Origin of the sequence: Paeniglutamicibacter sulfureus (genome assembly GCF_030512175.1) — a bacterium.
In the GTDB taxonomy this organism is placed as follows: domain Bacteria; phylum Actinomycetota; class Actinomycetes; order Actinomycetales; family Micrococcaceae; genus Paeniglutamicibacter; species Paeniglutamicibacter sulfureus.
Genome location: NZ_JAULBL010000001.1, coordinates 408,417 through 423,831 on the forward strand (window position 1 = coordinate 408,417; position 15,415 = coordinate 423,831).

Consider the following 15,415-nt stretch of genomic DNA (forward strand, 5'->3'; position numbering starts at 1 on the left):
GGTACGCGCTGCCGCCCTTAACCGGGAATGGCCCCCGTTTCCCTCCGTGAAGGGGGAATCGGGGGCCACGTCCGGATGGCACGTGCGCGGCTAGCGACGCGTCTTGCCGCTGTGGCGCGGGCCGTGGATGTCCATGACCTGAACGTCTGCGGGCTCTTCGTTCTCGCCGTTGGCGGTCCCGGCCTCGGGTACCACCTCCACCGGCTCCACCAGTTCCCCGACCTCGGCCGCGGCCTTCGGGAACAGGCGGCGCAGCGCCTTGGCCAGCAGCGGCCAGAGCAGCACCAGGGCGATGATTACGTAGACGACCACGGCGATCGGCTCGCTGAACAGGCCGGCCGGGTCCCCGCCGCTGAGCTGCAGGGACTTGCGCAGTTCCTCCTCGGCCCGGGGGCCTAGGATCACGCCAATGATCAGCGGCAGCACCGGGATGCCGAAGCGGCGCATCGCGAAGCCCAGCGTGCCCAGCACCAGCAGGATGACCAGGTCAAAGGCCTGCAGGTTCACCGCGTACGCGCCCAGCGTGGCGAAGAACAGGATGCCGGCGTAGAGGTACTGGCGCGGCAGCTGCAGCAGCTTGGCCCACAATGGCGCCATGGGCAGGTTGACCAGCAGCAGCAACGCGTTGCCGATGAACAGGCTGGCGATCAACGCCCACACCAGCTTCGGTTCCTCCTCGAAGAGCAGCGGGCCGGGCTGGACCCCCAGCTGCATGAGCGCCAGGAGCATGACCGCGGCGGTCGCGTTGGTCGGCAGGCCCAGGGCCAGCATCGGGGTCAGCGTTCCGGCGGCCGAGGCGTTGTTGGCCGCCTCGGGACCCGCGACGCCTTCGATGGCGCCGTGGCCGAATTCCTCCGGGTGCTTCGAGAGCTTCTTCTCGGTGATGTAGGACAGGAACGTCGGGATCTCCGCGCCGCCGGCGGGCAGGGCGCCGAAGGGGAAGCCGTACGCGGTGCCGCGCAGCCAGGGCTTCCAGGAGCGCTTCCAGTCGGACTTGCCCATCCAGGGGCGTCCCACGGGAATCGTCTGGCTCCGGGTCTTGCGCAGGTGCGCGGCGATCCACAGTGCCTCGCCGATGGCGAAGATCGCCACGGCCACCACTACGATGTCCAGCCCGTCGGCGAGCAGCGGCTGGCCGAAGACCAGCCGGCCCTGTCCGCTGACCGGGTCCAGGCCGACCAGGCCGATGGCCAGGCCCAGCCCCAGGGCGGCAAAACCGCGCAGCTTGGAGGTACCCAGCACGGCGGTTACGGCGATGAGCGCCAGCAGCATGATGGCCAGGTAGCTCGGGTTGCCCAAGGACACGGCGAACTTCACCACCCAGGGGGCGATGGTGGCCAGCAGCGCGGTGCCGATGGTGCCGGCGACGAACGAGCCGATGGCCGCGGTGGCCAGTGCCTGGGCGGCGCGCCCCGCCTTGGCCATCTTGTGGCCCTCAATGGCGGTGATGACCGTGGCGGACTCGCCGGGGGTGTTCAGCAGGATGGAGGTGGTCGAGCCGCCGAACATGCCGCCGTAGTAGATGCCGGCGAACATGATCATGGCGCTGGTGGGTTCCAGCCCGTAGGTCACCGGCAGCAGCAGCGCGATCGCCATGGCCGGGCCGATGCCCGGCAGCACGCCGATGGCGGTGCCCAGCAGCACGCCGATCACGGCGAAGAGCAGGTTGACGGGGGTCACTGCGGTGGCGAACCCCTGCATCAGCAGGTTGAATGTATCCACTTAGAGCACTCCCTCGAGCAGGCCGGCCGGCAGGTGGATGCCCAGCCCCAGATAGAAGCCGTAGAAGGTGCCCACGGTCAGGGCCACGGAAATCAGTCCATCACGGATGTAGTTGCGCCCGCCCAGGGCCAGGACGCTGCCCCAAAAGAGGATGGTTCCGGAGATGGGCCAGCCCACCAGGTCGATGAAGACGATATTGAGGATAAAGACCAGCATCAGGGGAACGACGACCTTCCAGTCGATGGGCGTTCCGAGCTCGATGTCCTCGCCGTCCTCAGGCTCCGCCGCTCCCCCGCGCAGGATGTTCACGGCGAGCAGGATGGCGCAGCCCAAAAGCAGGGTCCCCACGATGTAGGGAACGGTCTTGGGACCCAGCCCGTCGGACTGCTGGAATGGCACATTCAAGCCAATGGCATCGATCACCACCATGGCCCCGACCGCCCCGAGCAGGGCCGCAAAGCCCAGCTCGGGGCGGTCCTTGAGCCAAACGGCTACTGGTTTCATGCCAATCCCAGGGCGGCCAGCACGTCGGAAACCCGCTTGTCCTGATCCGTGAGGAAGGTGGAGAACTCATCGCCGGTGATGAAGGCGTCGGTCCAGCCGTTGGTCTTCAGTGCCGCCTTCCATTCCTCGGAGGCGTGCATCTTCTCCATCGTGGCGATCCAGCGGGCCTTGGCCTCGTCGCTGATGCCCGGAGGGGCCACCAGGCCGCGCCAGTTGCTGAACTCCAGGTCGATGTCCGATTCCTTCAGGGTCGGGGCGTCGACGCCCTCGAGGCGCTCGGCGCCGGAGGTTGCCAGCACGCGGACGTCGCCGGACTGGATCTGCTTGAGGAATTCCCCGGCACCGGAGGCCGCGAATCCCAGCTTGTTGCCCAGGATCGCCGGCAGCAGGTCGCCGCCGCCGTCGTAGGAGACGTAGTTGACCTTTTTGGCGTCGATCCCCACGGCCTGGGCCAGCTGCATCGGCAGCAGGTGGTCGGGGCCGCCCGGCGAGGAGCCGCCGCCCACGGCCAGCTTGGACGGGTCCTTCTTCCAGGCCGCGACGAGGTCCTCGATGGTCTTGTACGGGGAGTCCTTCGAGACCATGATGGCCCCCGGCTCCTGGATCAGCCGGGCGATCGGGGTGGTGTCGGTCAGCCGGGCGTCGGTGTCGTTGGTGTAGCTCGCGCCCACCACGCCCAGGCCCATGAGCATGCCGAGGTCGTTGTTGCCCTTTTCGTTGACGATGCGCGAAAGGCCCACGGTGCCGCCGGCGCCGGCGAGGTTGAAGACCTCCACCGACTTGGCGATCTCCGCTTCCTCCATGACCTTGGCGCCGACGCGGGCCGTGGTGTCGTAGCCGCCGCCGGGGCTGTTGGGGACCATGATCCGCAGGCCCGTCACCGGGCCGGATTCGGCCGCGCTGCCGGAGGCGCCGGCGTCATTGCCGGTGACCCCGCAGCCGGTGGCGGCGAGCATGATGCCGGCCGCAACCGCTGCCAGCTTCAAGATATTGGTTCGTCCCATGGTGATTCCCATCTCAAATGCGAGTGAATGATGTGCACCACACTAGGCCGCCGCCAAGGCCGGGCAATTCTTGTGGTCGCAAAGAAAGTTGTGTACATAGTGTTCACGGTCACATTCGGTGCGGGTGCGCGATGTCGGTAGAGTTCACGCCGAAGGCGCATGCCGGACCGGGCGATTGGCGCCGGGTGCGTCATGGCACGGAAAGGACCGCCGGTGTCCGGCCACTCCCCCGCCCCGCGTTGGGGCCGCACCGCCCGGCTGAGCCTCGCGGGCCAGTTCCTGGGACTGCAATTGTTGATCCTGCTCGCCGTCATGGCCGGGGTCCTGGCCATGTCCCTGGCCCAGGCCACCCAGACCTTTGAACGCGTCGAGTCCCGGCGCTCGCTGGCCGCTGCCGAAAACCTCGCCGCGACCCCGCTGGTGCGCGCCCTGCTGCCCGAGGCCAGGCCCCGCTTCGGCTCGGCCCTGCCCTCGATCACCGAGTCGGTGCGCTCGGTCTCCGGCAGCAGCGAGGCGGTGCTGGTCAACGCCGAGGGGACCGTGGTGACAGCCTCAAATCCCGCCCTGCTCGGTGAGAAGTTCCCGCTGGGCGAATCCGAGGTCATGGAGGGCCGCGCATGGACCGGGTCCACGCAGCGCGGCGGCATCAAGATGCTCGAGGCACACGTCCCGGTGCTCGACGACGGCGGACGGCTCGTGGGATTCGCCGCCATGGGGCGCAGCTATCCCTCGCTGCTGGAGCGCCTGCTGGAGGCCACCCCCAACCTGCTGGTCTACCTGGGGGTCTCGGTGGCGCTGGGCACCCTCGGTTCGCTCCTGCTCTCCCGCCGCGTCAAGCGCCAGACCCTGGGCCTGGAGCCGGCGGAAATCACCGGGCTGGTCGAACACCGCGAGGCCATCCTGCACGGGGTCAAGGAGGGCGTGGTGGCCATCGACCTGCGCGAGCGCATCACCCTGGCCAATGACGCGGCACGCAGGCTGCTGGGCTGGCCCGAGGACTGCGAGGGCCGGACCCTGGCGGACCTTGCCATCGACGCGGCCCTGCGCGAGGTGCTGACCATGAAACAGGCCGAGGCCGACCGGCTGGTGCTGGTCGGCGAGCGCATGGTGGTGTTCAACCGCCGCCCCATGGAGGCCCGCGGCCGGCTGGTCGGCTCGGTGACCACGCTGCGCGACCGCACCGAACTGACGACCCTTGAAAAGGAACTGGGGGCCACGCGCATGACCACCGAGACGCTACGCGCGCAGACCCACGAGTTCGCCAACCAGCTGCACACCATCTCCGGGCTGATCCAGCTGGAGGAATACGACGAGGTGCTCTCCTACGTCAACGGGGTGAGCTTCAGCCGCACCCGGCTGCTGGACGACGTCACCCACCGCGTGGCAGACCCCACGGTGGCCGCGCTGCTCATTGCCAAGTCCGCGCTGGCCTCGGAGCGGGGCGTGGGCATCGACCTGGATCCGGCCTCGCAGCTGGGCCGGGTGGACGAGGCACTGTCGCGGGACCTGACCACGGTGGTCGGCAACCTGGTGGACAACGCCATCGACGCGGTGGCGGGGCGCCCCGACGCGCAGGTCAAGGTCCGGCTGGCCGAGGAAGACGGGACGGTGGTGGTCACGGTGCAGGACTCGGGCGAGGGGGTCGACGAGTCGAACGTTGCTAAGATCTTCGTGCAGGGCTACAGCACCAAGGCCTCCGCCTCCGAGGCGGGGCGCGGCTTCGGCCTGGCGCTGACCCGCCTGGTGTGCCTGCGCCGCGGCGGCGACGTCACGGTCGCCAACGACGAGGGGGCGGTCTTCACCGCCCGCCTGGGAAAAAGGGTTCAGCCATGATCAAGGTGCTCATCGTCGACGACGATTTCATGGTCGCGCGAATCCATTCGGGGTTCGTGGCGCAGATGCCCGGCTTCGAGGTTGCAGGGGTCGCCCGCACCGGGGCCCAGGCCCTGGCCGAGGCCCGCCGCCTGCGGCCCGATTTGGTGCTGCTGGACATCCACCTGCCCGACATTTACGGGCTGGAGCTGCTGGGCCAGTTGCGCGCGGAGGTCCCGGAGCTTGACGTGCTGGTGATCAGCGCCGCCCGCGAGGCCGAGACGGTGCGCCGGGCGCTGCGCGGGGGCATCGTGCACTATCTGATGAAGCCGTTCACCCAGGAGGACCTGCACCAGCGCCTGGAGCACTACCGGCGCACCTATCGTTCGCTGGGTTCGGCAGCCACCGCCGAGCAGTCCGACGTCGATGCTGTCTTCGGCATGGCCGGGGCCGACAAGCCGCTGCCCAAGGGTTGCGCGGCGGAGACCATGGAGCGGGTGCAGGGCATCCTGCGCGAGGCGGAGGCGGATCTCTCCGCGCTGGAGGTCGGCGAGATGCTGGGCCTGTCCCGGGTCAGCGCGCGGCGCTACCTGGAGTACCTCAACGAGGTCGGCCAGGCGCAGGTGCACCTGCGCTATGGCGGCGGGCGTCCCGAGCGCAGGTACAGCCGGCGCGGGGCCTGAGCCGCGGCCCCGCTACAGCCAGTCGTCCTCGCCGAAGGACCCGTTCTGCAGCTTCTGGTGCGCCTCGCGCGTGAACATCAGGCACACGCGCGTGGCCTCGGCCACCGTGATTCCGTCCTGGTTCTTGCCCACGTGGGAGAAGGTTGCCACCCCGAGCCCCGGCCGGGAGTTGGAGGGACGCAGGTCAACGATGTGCGTCTGGGTGTAGAGCGTGTCCCCCGGGAAGAGCGGGTGCGGGAACCGCACGTCTGTCAGTCCCAGCTGGCCCATCAGCGTCCCCTGGGTCAGCTGCGACACCGACTGGCCGACCATGGTGGCCAGGGTGAACATCGAATTCATGACCCGCCGCCCGAACGGCTGGGTCGCGGCGAAGGCGGCATCCAGGTGCAGCGCCTGGGTGTTCATGCTCAAGGTGGTGAACAGGACGTTGTCCGCCTCCGTCATGGTGCGTCCGGGCGAGTGCACGTAGACGGCCCCGGCATCCAGTTCCTCGAAGTAGAGGCCCCGCTCATGGATTTCGCGCACTTCGTCCTGCTCCGACATGTACCTCACGCACCCCTCGTGCTTGTGTGCGGTTGACCGGCCCCGCGGGTGCCGGTCAATCCCCTTGTCTTGCCATCCTACAAACTTCCCGGCCCTCCGGCCGTGATCCCTACAATCCCAGCGAGCGGGCGATGAGCAGCAACTGGACCTCGGTGGTTCCCTCGCCGATTTCCAGGATCTTCGAATCCCGGTAGTGCCTGGCCACCAGTGACTCGTTCATGAACCCGTAGCCACCGAAGATCTGCGTGGCATCGCGCGCATTGTCCATGGCGGCCTCCCCGGCAACCAGCTTGGCGATCGCAGCCTCGGTCTTGAAATCCTGGCCCGCCAGCATCTTGGCCGCCGCCGCATAATAGGCCAGGCGCGAGGTGTGCACCCGGGCGGCCATCCGCGCGATCTTGAAGGAGATCCCCTGGTTGGAACCGATGGAGCGCCCGAAGGTTGTCCGGGTCTTGGCGTAGGCGGTGGCCTCGTCCAGGCAGCCCTGGGCCGCCCCGGTGCCCAGCGCCGCGATGGCGATGCGTCCCTCGTCGAGGATGGACAGGAAGTTTGCGTAGCCGCGCCCGCGCTCCCCCAGCAGGTTTTCCTCGGGCACCGTGGCGTTCTCAAACCTCAGCGGATGGGTGTCGGAGGCGCGCCACCCGACCTTGTCATAGGCGGGGTCCACGGTGTACCCCGCGGTGTCGCGCGGCACCAGGATCGTGGAGATCTCCTTGGCGATGGAGCCGTCGGCTTTTTTCATGGTGCCGGTGACGGCGGTGACCGTCACCAGGGTGGAGATGTCGGTGCCGGAGTTGGTGATGAATTCCTTGGATCCGTTGATGACCCATGACCCGTCCGCCAGGGCGGCGGTGGTGGCCGTGCCCCCTGCATCGGAGCCCGCACCGGCTTCGGTCAGCCCGAACCCGGCCAGTTCCTGGCCCGAGCACAGCGCCGGAAGCCAGCGTTCCTTCTGCTCCTGGGTGCCGAAGCGGTGGATGGGCATGGCGCCCAGGCTGACTCCCGCCTCTAGGGTGATGGCGACCGACTGGTCGACCCGCGCCAGTTCCTCGATGGCCAGCGAGAGCGCGAAGTAGTCCCCGCCCATGCCGCCCACGTCCTCGCCGAAGGGCAGCCCGAACAGGCCCATCTGCGCCATCTGGGCGATCACCCCATAGGGGAAGGAATGCGCAGCATCGTGCTTGGCCGATACCGGCGCCACGACCTCGTTGGCGAACTCGCGCACCGTCTTGGCGAGTTCCGCGTAGTCCTCGTTGAGTTCCAGGTTGATCATGTTCCCCGGTGCCCCTTTCGCTGGTAGGCGTGGATGCCCGGTGGCCGGCGGCCGGGTGGGCCGCACCGCCGAACGGTGCGCGGTTGCGCGCCGCTTGGGCTTTGTCCATTGACCACGTATTGTTAGTGATCATTAACTGAGTCCGAGGCTAGTGGCGTACGGCACACTTGTCCAGCCTCCCGGACAAGTAGTATCAGCGGCCTTTGGCGGGCCTGGCAGAAGCATGAAGGAGCGGTGCAGCGTGAGTTCACATCCCAAGGACGTCACGGCGACCGACCGCGAACGCGCCAAGGCGCAGCGACGCGAAGACCTACTGTCCGAGGCAACCCGGCTCTTTGCCATCCACGGCTACGCTGGGGTCTCGCTCGAGGACCTCGGGGCCGCCTGCGGCATCAGCGGCCCCGCCGTATACCGCCACTTTTCGGGAAAGCCGGCGGTCCTCATTGCCTTGTTGGTGGGGGTCAGCCAGGACCTTCTGGACGGCGGCCGGGAGGTTGCCGCCACCGGCGACACCGCCGCCGAGACGTTGAAGCGGCTGATTGCCTTCCACACGGATTTCGCGTTGGCCCGTCCGGACATCATCCAGGTCCAGGACCGGAACCTGGAAACCCTGCCGGCCCCCGAACTGCAATTGGTGCGCAAACTGCAGCGCGAATACATCGCCCTGTGGACCGAGCAACTGCACCGGATCCACCCGCAGGAGACCAACGCCGTCATCCGCTTCCGGGCCCACGCCGCCTTCGGATTGCTCAACTCAACAGCGCATTCCGCGCACTCCCCGCGCACCTCCAAGGCGGGATTGCGCAGGCTGCTGAACCAGATGGCGGCATCCGCCCTGTTCACACCGGTAGGCTAGGACCTAGACGATCACCACAACTAGAGAGGCAGTGACCGTGCAGCTACGGCCTTTGCAGCCCGAAGACCTGGACCAGTTCTTCGAACACCAGCAGGACCCCGAAGCCAATCTCATGGCTGCCTTCACGGCCCGCAACCCGGCGGACCGCGGGGTCTTCGACCACCACTGGGGTTCGATCATCAACGATCCCAAGGTCATTGTGCGCACCATCGAACACAACGGAGAAGTCGCCGGTTCGATCCTGGTCTTCGAAAACGACACCATCCCGGAGATCAGCTTCTGGACCGCCAGCCGTTACTGGGGCCAGGGCATCACCACCTCGGCCGTGGACGCGTTCCTGGCCGAATACACGGCACGTCCGCTGCGCGCCCGCGTGCCGCAGGACAACATCGGCTCCATCAAGGTCCTGGAACGGCGTGGTTTCAAGGTCATCGAGGAGTCTGCCGATTTCTCCAACGCCCGCGCCGCGGTCGTGAAGGAATTCATCATGGAGCTCAGCTAGCTCCTCCCCGCAGTCTTCGCCCCCGCCGGGGGCACGGCAACGGCCGGGACTCCCCCTTTTCGGTGGGGTCCCGGCCGTTGGCATGTGCGGATGACCCCTAGTTCCCCGGGGTCTCCACTTCGAGCAGCAGGCGGCGCGCCTCGCGGCGGATGGCTTGTTCACCGGGCTCCGGAACCGGGGCCGCGGCCAGCAGCCGGCGGGTGTAGTCGTGGTGCGGTGCATGCAACACATCTGCCACCCTGCCTTGTTCCACCGATTTGCCGTCCTTCATGACCACCACGCGGTGCGCCAGCAGGTCCACCACGGCCAGGTCGTGGCTGACGAAGAGGCAAGCGAACTCGTATCGGGCCTGCAGTTCCTGGATCATCTCCAGCACCGCCGCCTGCACCGAGACATCCAGTGCACTGGTCGGCTCGTCGGCGATCAGCAGCTCCGGGTCAAGGGTCAGCGCCCGGGCAATGCACACGCGCTGGCGCTGGCCGCCGGAGAGCTCATGCGGGTAGCGGTTGATCACCGTGCGCGGCAGGTGCACGGCCTCGAGCAGCTCGGAAGCGCGCCGGATGCGCTCGGCGCGGTTGCCGACCTTGTGCACCACCATGGGTTCGGTGATGCAGTCGCCGATCGGGAAACGCGGGTTCAGCGATGCCGCGGGGTCCTGGAAGATGACCCCGATCTTCGCGCGGATGGCCCGCGCTGCCTTGGGCGGCAGCGTCGCGAGGTTGGTTCCCTGGACGGCCAGCACCCCCGAGGCCACGGGCAGCAACCCCAGCACGGCCTTGGCCACCGTCGACTTTCCGGAGCCCGACTCCCCCACGATGCCCAGGATCTGCCCGCGCCCCAACTCGAAGGACAGGTCGTCCACGGCCCGGAACTTGGTGCCGCGCATGTCGTATTCGAGCACCAGGTTCCTGGCCTCGAGGACCAGCTCGCGGTCCGCGTCCAGGGGTGCCTCCGGCTCGGGCACCCACTCCGCCGTCACGTCCACCGCCTCCAGCCGGGGCACCGAGGCCAGCAGCTTCTGCGTGTAGGGGTGTTCCGGGTGGTTGAGCACCTGGTCCACGGTGCCGGTTTCCACCAGCGAGCCGTGGAACATCACCGCGACCCGGTCGGCTAGGTCCGCGACCACGCCCATGTTGTGGGTGATCAGCAGGATGCCGGTGTTCAGCTTGTCCTTGAGCTCGCGCAGCAGGTCAAGGATCTCCGCCTGCACCGTCACGTCCAGGGCGGTGGTCGGTTCGTCGGCGATGATGACCTTCGGGTCGCAGGAGATCGCCATGGCGATCACGATGCGTTGGCGCTGGCCGCCGGAGAACTGGTGCGGGTACTGCTTGATGCGCTTGGCCGGATCGGGGATGCCGACCATTTCCAGCAGTTCGATGGCGCGACGGGTGGCATCCTTGCCATAGGCCAGTCCGTGCAGCTCCAGGGATTCGGTGAGCTGGCGCTCGATGGTGAGCACCGGGTTCAGCGCGGTCATCGGTTCCTGGAAGACCATGGCAATGTCCGTGGCGCGCATCTTGCGCATCTTGTTCTCCGCCAGGCCCACCACGTTGACCCCGCCCACCAGGGCCCTGCCGGTGATGTAGGCGTTGGAGGGCAGCAGGCCGATGGCGGCGGTGGAGGTGACCGACTTGCCGGAGCCGGATTCACCCACCAGGGCCACGACCTCGCCGGGGTATACCTCCAGGGAAAGTCCCTTGACGGCGTGCACGTCGGAGAACTCCGTCTCGAAGGAGACGGACAGGTTCTCAAAGCTCAGCGCCGTGGACCGATCGCCTGCCGATGGTGCGGAGATGCTCATTCGGAAACCTCGTCTTTCTGCTTGCGGCGCCTGGCCTTGCGGGTCTGGCGCGGGTCAAAGGCATCGCGCAGCCCGTCGCCCAGGAAGTTCACGCTCAGCGCGATCGCCAGGATGATCATGCCCGGCCACCAGAACAGCCACGGGCGGTTGGTGAAGGCGTTCTGGTACTGGCTGATGAGCAGGCCCAGGGAGGAGTCCGGGGCCTTTACCCCGAAGCCGAGGTAGGACAGCGAGGTCTCCAGCAGGATGGCACCGGCGATGGCGAACGTCGCGTTCACCACGATGACGCCGATGGTATTGGGCAGGAGGTGCTTGAAGATCACCCGGCTGGTCTTGGCCCCCATGGACTGGGCGGCCGCGACGTATTCGCGTTCACGCAGCGAGAGCACCTCGCCGCGCACCAGCCTGGCCAGGCCGGTCCAGGTCACCAGCCCCAGCACCAGGGCCAGGGCCACGGTGGTGTTGCCCGAGCGCGAGGCGATCTGGCCCAGCACGGCGGCGAGGACCAGCAGCGGAATCACGATGAACAGGTCGGTCATGCGCATCAGCACCGCATCGACCCAGCCGCGGTAGTATCCGGCCACGGCGCCGACAACGGCACCGATCACGGTGGCCACGAACCCGACGATGACGGCGATGATGATCGACTGCTGCGTTCCGCGCATCACCAGCGCGAAGTAGTCCTTGCCCGTGGAGTCCTGGCCGAACGGGTTCTCGCCCCAGCGCAGCCCCTCCCCGCCGAGCCAGCCCGGGATCAGCGAAAGCGTGGGACGTCCCCCGTCGACGACGGATCCGGCCAGCGTGTAGTCCTTGTCCCACCAGCCCGGGATGCCCGCATAGCCGATGGAGGTGAAGGCCATGACGGCAATGAAGGCCAGCATCAGCGTCGATATCATGGCGGCCCGGTGAGCGAAGAAGCGGCGGCGGACCAGTTGGCCCTGGCTGAGCGAGACGCTGTCCTTGCGCGCCAGCGCCGCGTCCTCGGCCTCGGCCAGCAGGACGGCCGGGGTTTCGGTCGGTTCTTTCTCGATGGTCATCGCCGGCCCTCCCGTGCGTTGTGGTGGTTCGTGTGCTGGTTCATACCCTGATCCTCGGATCCAGAATTGCGTAGAAGATGTCGGCCAGCATGTTGAACACGACCGCGGCGGTTCCCGTCACCAGGAAGAAGGCCATTACCGGGGCCGGGTCCACTTGCAGCAGGCCGGTCCGGAACAATTCGCCCATGCCTTTCCAGCCGAAGACCGATTCGGTGATCACCGCCCCGCCGATCAACCCGGCGAAGTCGAAGGCGGCGATGGTGGCGATGGGGATCATGGCGTTGCGGAAGGCGTGGCGGAAAATCACCGTGCGTTCGCTCAGTCCCTTGGACCGGGCGGTGCGGATGTAGTCCTGCTGTCCGACTTCCAGCATCGAGGAGCGGGTGTAGCGGCTGTAGCTCGCCAGCGAGATGATGGCCAGCAGGATGGTGGGCAGCAGCAACTGGGTCCCCTTGTCCAGGAAGTCCTCCCAGAAGGTCCCGGCGAAGTTCGGGGTCTGCGAACCGATGGTGGCGATCGGCCGGGGCTTGAGGAGCAGGAAGCCGGGCCAGGCACGGAAAATGTGGTCAAGGGTGGTCAGCCCGGCCATGACCAGTCCGGTGGCCACCGAGACGCCCATGGCGGGACCGCGAAGGTGCGCCCCCATGTACTTGCCCAGGAGGGCAGGGATGAGCACTGCCAGGATGCCGCCGACGACGAGGACGAACCAGTTCGGGTTCTCCAGCACGCCGAAGGCCAGGTAGTAGACGACCGCGCCCAGCGCCACTGTGGCCAGCGCCGGGTAGAGCACCTTGGTGTTCCGCAGGCCCACCGTCATGGCGGTCCCGCTCAGTGCCACGCCGAGCCCCAGCACCAGCACTCCGCCGAATCCCAGTTGCGGGAAGCGGAAGAAGTTCAGCCAGGTGAGGTAAGGGATGACGACGGCAACGAATCCGGCTGCCACGGCGAAGGTGATGATGCGCCGCTTGAGCGGGCCGGCCAGGAAGATCTGCATCAGGAAGCCGACCAGCAGCGCGATCGCCGCTATCTGCAGCGGCGAGAAGGCCGGGTCGCGCATCCAGTCGTTGTAGCCAATGGCCAGGTATTCCTTCAGCAGCACGGCTGCCCAGAAGACCGGAAGAGAGAAGAAGAGGAAGGTCATGAAGGTGACGCCGTAGTCCAGTCCCGAGTATTGGCGGACCGCCGTCAGCACGCCGATGGCGATGCCGAGGATCGCTGCCAGTACCGTGGCCAGCAGCACCAGGCGCAGCGTGGAGCTGGCGGCCAGGCTCAGCAGCGCCCCGACATCCACGCCCTGGCGGCTGGTGCCCAGGTCGCATTGGAGGGCGAAGCACTTGCCCACACCCACCAGCCAGGTCCAGTAGCGCTGGTACCAGGGCATGTCCAGGTTCATGAAGGTGATGCGTTGCTGCATCAGGGTTTCGCGGTTTTCCGCGTTGCTTTCCCGGAGCTCCGCCAGCGGGTCGCCGGAGTTGATCACGAGGACGTAGAGCAGGAGCGAGGCCGCAAACAGGATCCCTATCGACGCGCCCAGCCTGCGGAGAATAAATCTCAACACTGCAAGTAGCTACCTTTCTAGCCGATGTGTCCGCGGCCCGTGGGCCGACGGACACGTGGGGCCCGACGCTGGTTGCGCCAGGCCCCACGTTGTTGCCGTTTTCCGTCAGTCGGCTATTCGGCGCGGACCCACTGTTCCGCGTTCCAGACCAGACCGTTCTGGGTGGCCGTCTTGCGGACGTTCAGCACGTCCTCGGCGGATGCCCCCAGTCCCGGGTGGGCGAAGAGCGGGATGCCGAAGAGGTCATCCCAGAGCAGCTTCTCGATCTTCTTGGTTTCCTCCGCGTGGACGTTGGTGTCCAGGGTGGTGGTAAGGCGCTCCCAGGCCGCGTCGACCTCGGTGTTGGAGTACTTGCCGTAGTTCTGCGGCTTGCCCGTGGCGTAGATGTTCTCGCCGGAGGTGATCTGGCCGGATCCGGCCCAGGCGAACAGTGCCACCTCGTAGTCGCCGCGCTCCTGGGTGCCGCCCGGGGCGAAGAACTTCGGGTCGCCCGCATCGACGATGTTGAAGCCAGCCTGGTCGCAGGAGGACTTGATCATGGCCACTTCCTCGGTGCGGCGCGGGTTCGGGGCCGAGTATCCGATCCGGACCTCCGGCTTGTCGACCCCTTCGGTCTCGAGGATCTTCTTGGCGCCTTCGATGTCGACGTTGTCGTACTGTCCGGCGTAGGCCGCGGACACGACGTCGCCGTAGCTTTCCTGGAACGGGAAGACCTCGCGGGTGTTCATGACCTGGGCCTCCGGGTTCAGCGGCTTGATCAGGTTATCGACGATCTGCTGGCGCGGGACGCACATGGCGAAGGCCTTGCGAAGCTCCAGGTTGTCGGCGAAGAGCGCATCCTTGGTGAAGTTGAAGTCGAGGTGCTCCCAGGTGAGCGTGTCGCCCTGGTGGACCTGCACCGTGTCACCGAGGGCGGTGAGCTGTGCGAGCGTGTCGACTGTGGGCTGCGGTTCGATGACGTCGATGTCGCCGTTCTGCAGGGCCTGGACCATGGTGTCCGGTGCGGCAAAGCGAATGACCAGTTCCTTGGTTGCCGCCGGGGTGCCGTAGTAGTTCTCGTTGGCCACCAAGGTGATGGACTGTCCGGCTTCCCAGCTGCCCAGCTTGTACGGGCCGGAAACGGGAATGAGGTCGGCGGCCGGAAGCGTGCCCGGGGAGGTGTTCCAACCCGTGTTCCAGAATTTTGCGGCCTCCTTCAGGGCATCGGAGTCGCCCGCGCGAATGGCATCGACCATTTCGGTGGTGCTCATGCCGGCTTCCTTGGCCACGATGTGTGCGGGGCTGTAGATCATCGTCTGGATGGCGAAGTCCGGATCGGGGTTCGCGTAGGTGACGGTGAATTCCTTGCCGGCCGGATCCCCCTCGGGACCCTTGGGGATGGTCTGGCCCAGGTCCTGCGAGACCGAGTCGAAGAGCGGCTTGTCGCCATCGGCGAGATTCGTGTTCTGTACGGCCCAGGCAAGCACCGAGTCGGCGACGGTGATGTCGGTGCCGTCGGACCACTTGGCCTCGGGATTGATGGTGTACTTGACGGTCATCGGGTCTTCGCTGATGACCTCGTATGAGCCGAGGTCCTCGTTCGGGTAGACCTTTCCGTCGGTGCCGAAGTACGTGAAGCTGGCGAAGAGCCTGTCGGTGACGGCGGAGTTGTAGGTGCTGTAGGACTGCGGAGTCAGGCCGTTGTAGCTGATGAAGTCTTCGGCGCCGACCGAGTAGCTGACCGAGTCGTCCTTGGTCGTGATATCGCCGAGGTCGGCAAGGCCGGTGTCTGCCGGTTCAACGCTGAACTTGCCGCTGGCTCCTGCCGCCGGTGCGGACGAGGCTGTTTCACTGGGGCCGCCAGGGGCACATGCACTTAGCGCGAGTGCGAGCGCAGCACCCACCGCGACAGCCTTGGAAATACGTTGGAAACGCATTTCTCCTCCTAATTAGCTTGATCTAGATGAAGCCGGGGGTTTAATCCGGATGCGGTCCATGCAGTGTGCGATGCCCCACAATTTAGAACCATAGCCCCGATTTCAACGTATGGATATAAAAACACCCCTTCATATTTACCTGCCATCCGTGCCGCCACTTGGCCGCTCGTGCCGCGCTTAGCGCCGAACTCCGATGTGACGGGC

13 protein-coding genes are annotated in these 15,415 nt (G+C 66.8%); 4 read left to right on the forward strand and 9 right to left on the reverse strand.

From position 1 onward, the window contains the following. Positions 1 to 90 precede the first annotated feature (90 nt). Genes Q2T94_RS01805 through Q2T94_RS01815 form a run of 3 tightly spaced genes read right to left on the reverse strand, consistent with a single transcriptional unit; the run spans position 91 to position 3,230 of the window. Positions 91 to 1,701, reverse strand: a complete 1,611-nt coding sequence (locus tag Q2T94_RS01805) for a tripartite tricarboxylate transporter permease (RefSeq protein ID WP_372342857.1) — start codon at positions 1,699 to 1,701, stop codon at positions 91 to 93. A gap of 21 nt (positions 1,702 to 1,722) precedes the next feature. Next, positions 1,723 to 2,226, reverse strand: a complete 504-nt coding sequence (locus Q2T94_RS01810) for a tripartite tricarboxylate transporter TctB family protein (protein ID WP_302262676.1) — start codon at positions 2,224 to 2,226, stop codon at positions 1,723 to 1,725. Beyond that, positions 2,223 to 3,230, reverse strand: a complete 1,008-nt coding sequence (locus tag Q2T94_RS01815; protein WP_264268086.1) for a Bug family tripartite tricarboxylate transporter substrate binding protein — start codon at positions 3,228 to 3,230, stop codon at positions 2,223 to 2,225. The genes Q2T94_RS01810 and Q2T94_RS01815 overlap by 4 nt, the downstream gene beginning before the upstream one ends. Before the next feature lie 258 nt (positions 3,231 to 3,488). On the opposite strand from Q2T94_RS01815, the gene Q2T94_RS01820 reads away from it, so the two are divergent. After that, a complete protein-coding gene (locus Q2T94_RS01820) occupies positions 3,489 to 5,063 on the forward strand; it encodes a sensor histidine kinase (protein ID WP_302263341.1) in 1,575 nt (524 codons plus the stop codon). Next, on the forward strand, positions 5,060 to 5,725 hold the full coding sequence (locus Q2T94_RS01825) for a response regulator (protein ID WP_302262677.1): 666 nt from the start codon (positions 5,060 to 5,062) through the stop codon (positions 5,723 to 5,725). The genes Q2T94_RS01820 and Q2T94_RS01825 overlap by 4 nt, the downstream gene beginning before the upstream one ends. A 12-nt stretch (positions 5,726 to 5,737) precedes the next feature. Here Q2T94_RS01825 and Q2T94_RS01830 read toward each other — a convergent pair whose 3' ends face one another. Together Q2T94_RS01830 and Q2T94_RS01835 are read right to left on the reverse strand one after the other, a co-directional pair. Next, on the reverse strand, positions 5,738 to 6,268 hold the full coding sequence (locus Q2T94_RS01830) for a MaoC family dehydratase (RefSeq protein WP_264268088.1): 531 nt from the start codon (positions 6,266 to 6,268) through the stop codon (positions 5,738 to 5,740). Between the two features lie 109 nt (positions 6,269 to 6,377). Continuing rightward, positions 6,378 to 7,541, reverse strand: coding sequence for an acyl-CoA dehydrogenase family protein (locus Q2T94_RS01835; RefSeq protein ID WP_302262678.1), 1,164 nt, complete (start codon positions 7,539 to 7,541; stop codon positions 6,378 to 6,380). Positions 7,542 to 7,782: 241 nt separating this feature from the next. Between Q2T94_RS01835 and Q2T94_RS01840 the strand changes: the two genes are divergently transcribed. Together Q2T94_RS01840 and Q2T94_RS01845 are read left to right on the forward strand one after the other, a co-directional pair. Further along, positions 7,783 to 8,397, forward strand: a complete 615-nt coding sequence (locus Q2T94_RS01840; RefSeq protein ID WP_264268090.1) for a TetR/AcrR family transcriptional regulator — start codon at positions 7,783 to 7,785, stop codon at positions 8,395 to 8,397. 37 nt (positions 8,398 to 8,434) lie between these two features. Further along, complete coding sequence (locus Q2T94_RS01845) at positions 8,435 to 8,899, forward strand: GNAT family N-acetyltransferase (RefSeq protein WP_264268091.1); 465 nt, start codon at positions 8,435 to 8,437, stop codon at positions 8,897 to 8,899. A 97-nt stretch (positions 8,900 to 8,996) separates the two neighbouring features. On the opposite strand, the gene Q2T94_RS01850 is transcribed toward Q2T94_RS01845, so the two are convergent. The 4 genes from Q2T94_RS01850 to Q2T94_RS01865 form a co-directional block, all read right to left on the reverse strand. Then, complete coding sequence (locus Q2T94_RS01850; protein ID WP_302262679.1) at positions 8,997 to 10,700, reverse strand: ABC transporter ATP-binding protein; 1,704 nt, start codon at positions 10,698 to 10,700, stop codon at positions 8,997 to 8,999. Then, entirely contained in the window at positions 10,697 to 11,737 is a 1,041-nt protein-coding gene (locus tag Q2T94_RS01855; protein WP_264268093.1) for an ABC transporter permease, read from the reverse strand. The genes Q2T94_RS01850 and Q2T94_RS01855 overlap by 4 nt, the downstream gene beginning before the upstream one ends. A gap of 40 nt (positions 11,738 to 11,777) precedes the next feature. Then, positions 11,778 to 13,295 (reverse strand): ABC transporter permease, encoded by a 1,518-nt coding sequence (locus Q2T94_RS01860; protein ID WP_302262680.1) that lies wholly within the window; start codon positions 13,293 to 13,295, stop codon positions 11,778 to 11,780. Positions 13,296 to 13,408: 113 nt separating this feature from the next. After that, the gene (locus tag Q2T94_RS01865; RefSeq protein WP_302262681.1) at positions 13,409 to 15,211 is read right to left on the reverse strand and encodes an ABC transporter family substrate-binding protein; all 1,803 of its coding nucleotides are present in this window, start codon (positions 15,209 to 15,211) and stop codon (positions 13,409 to 13,411) included. Between the last annotated feature and the right edge of the window lie 204 nt (positions 15,212 to 15,415).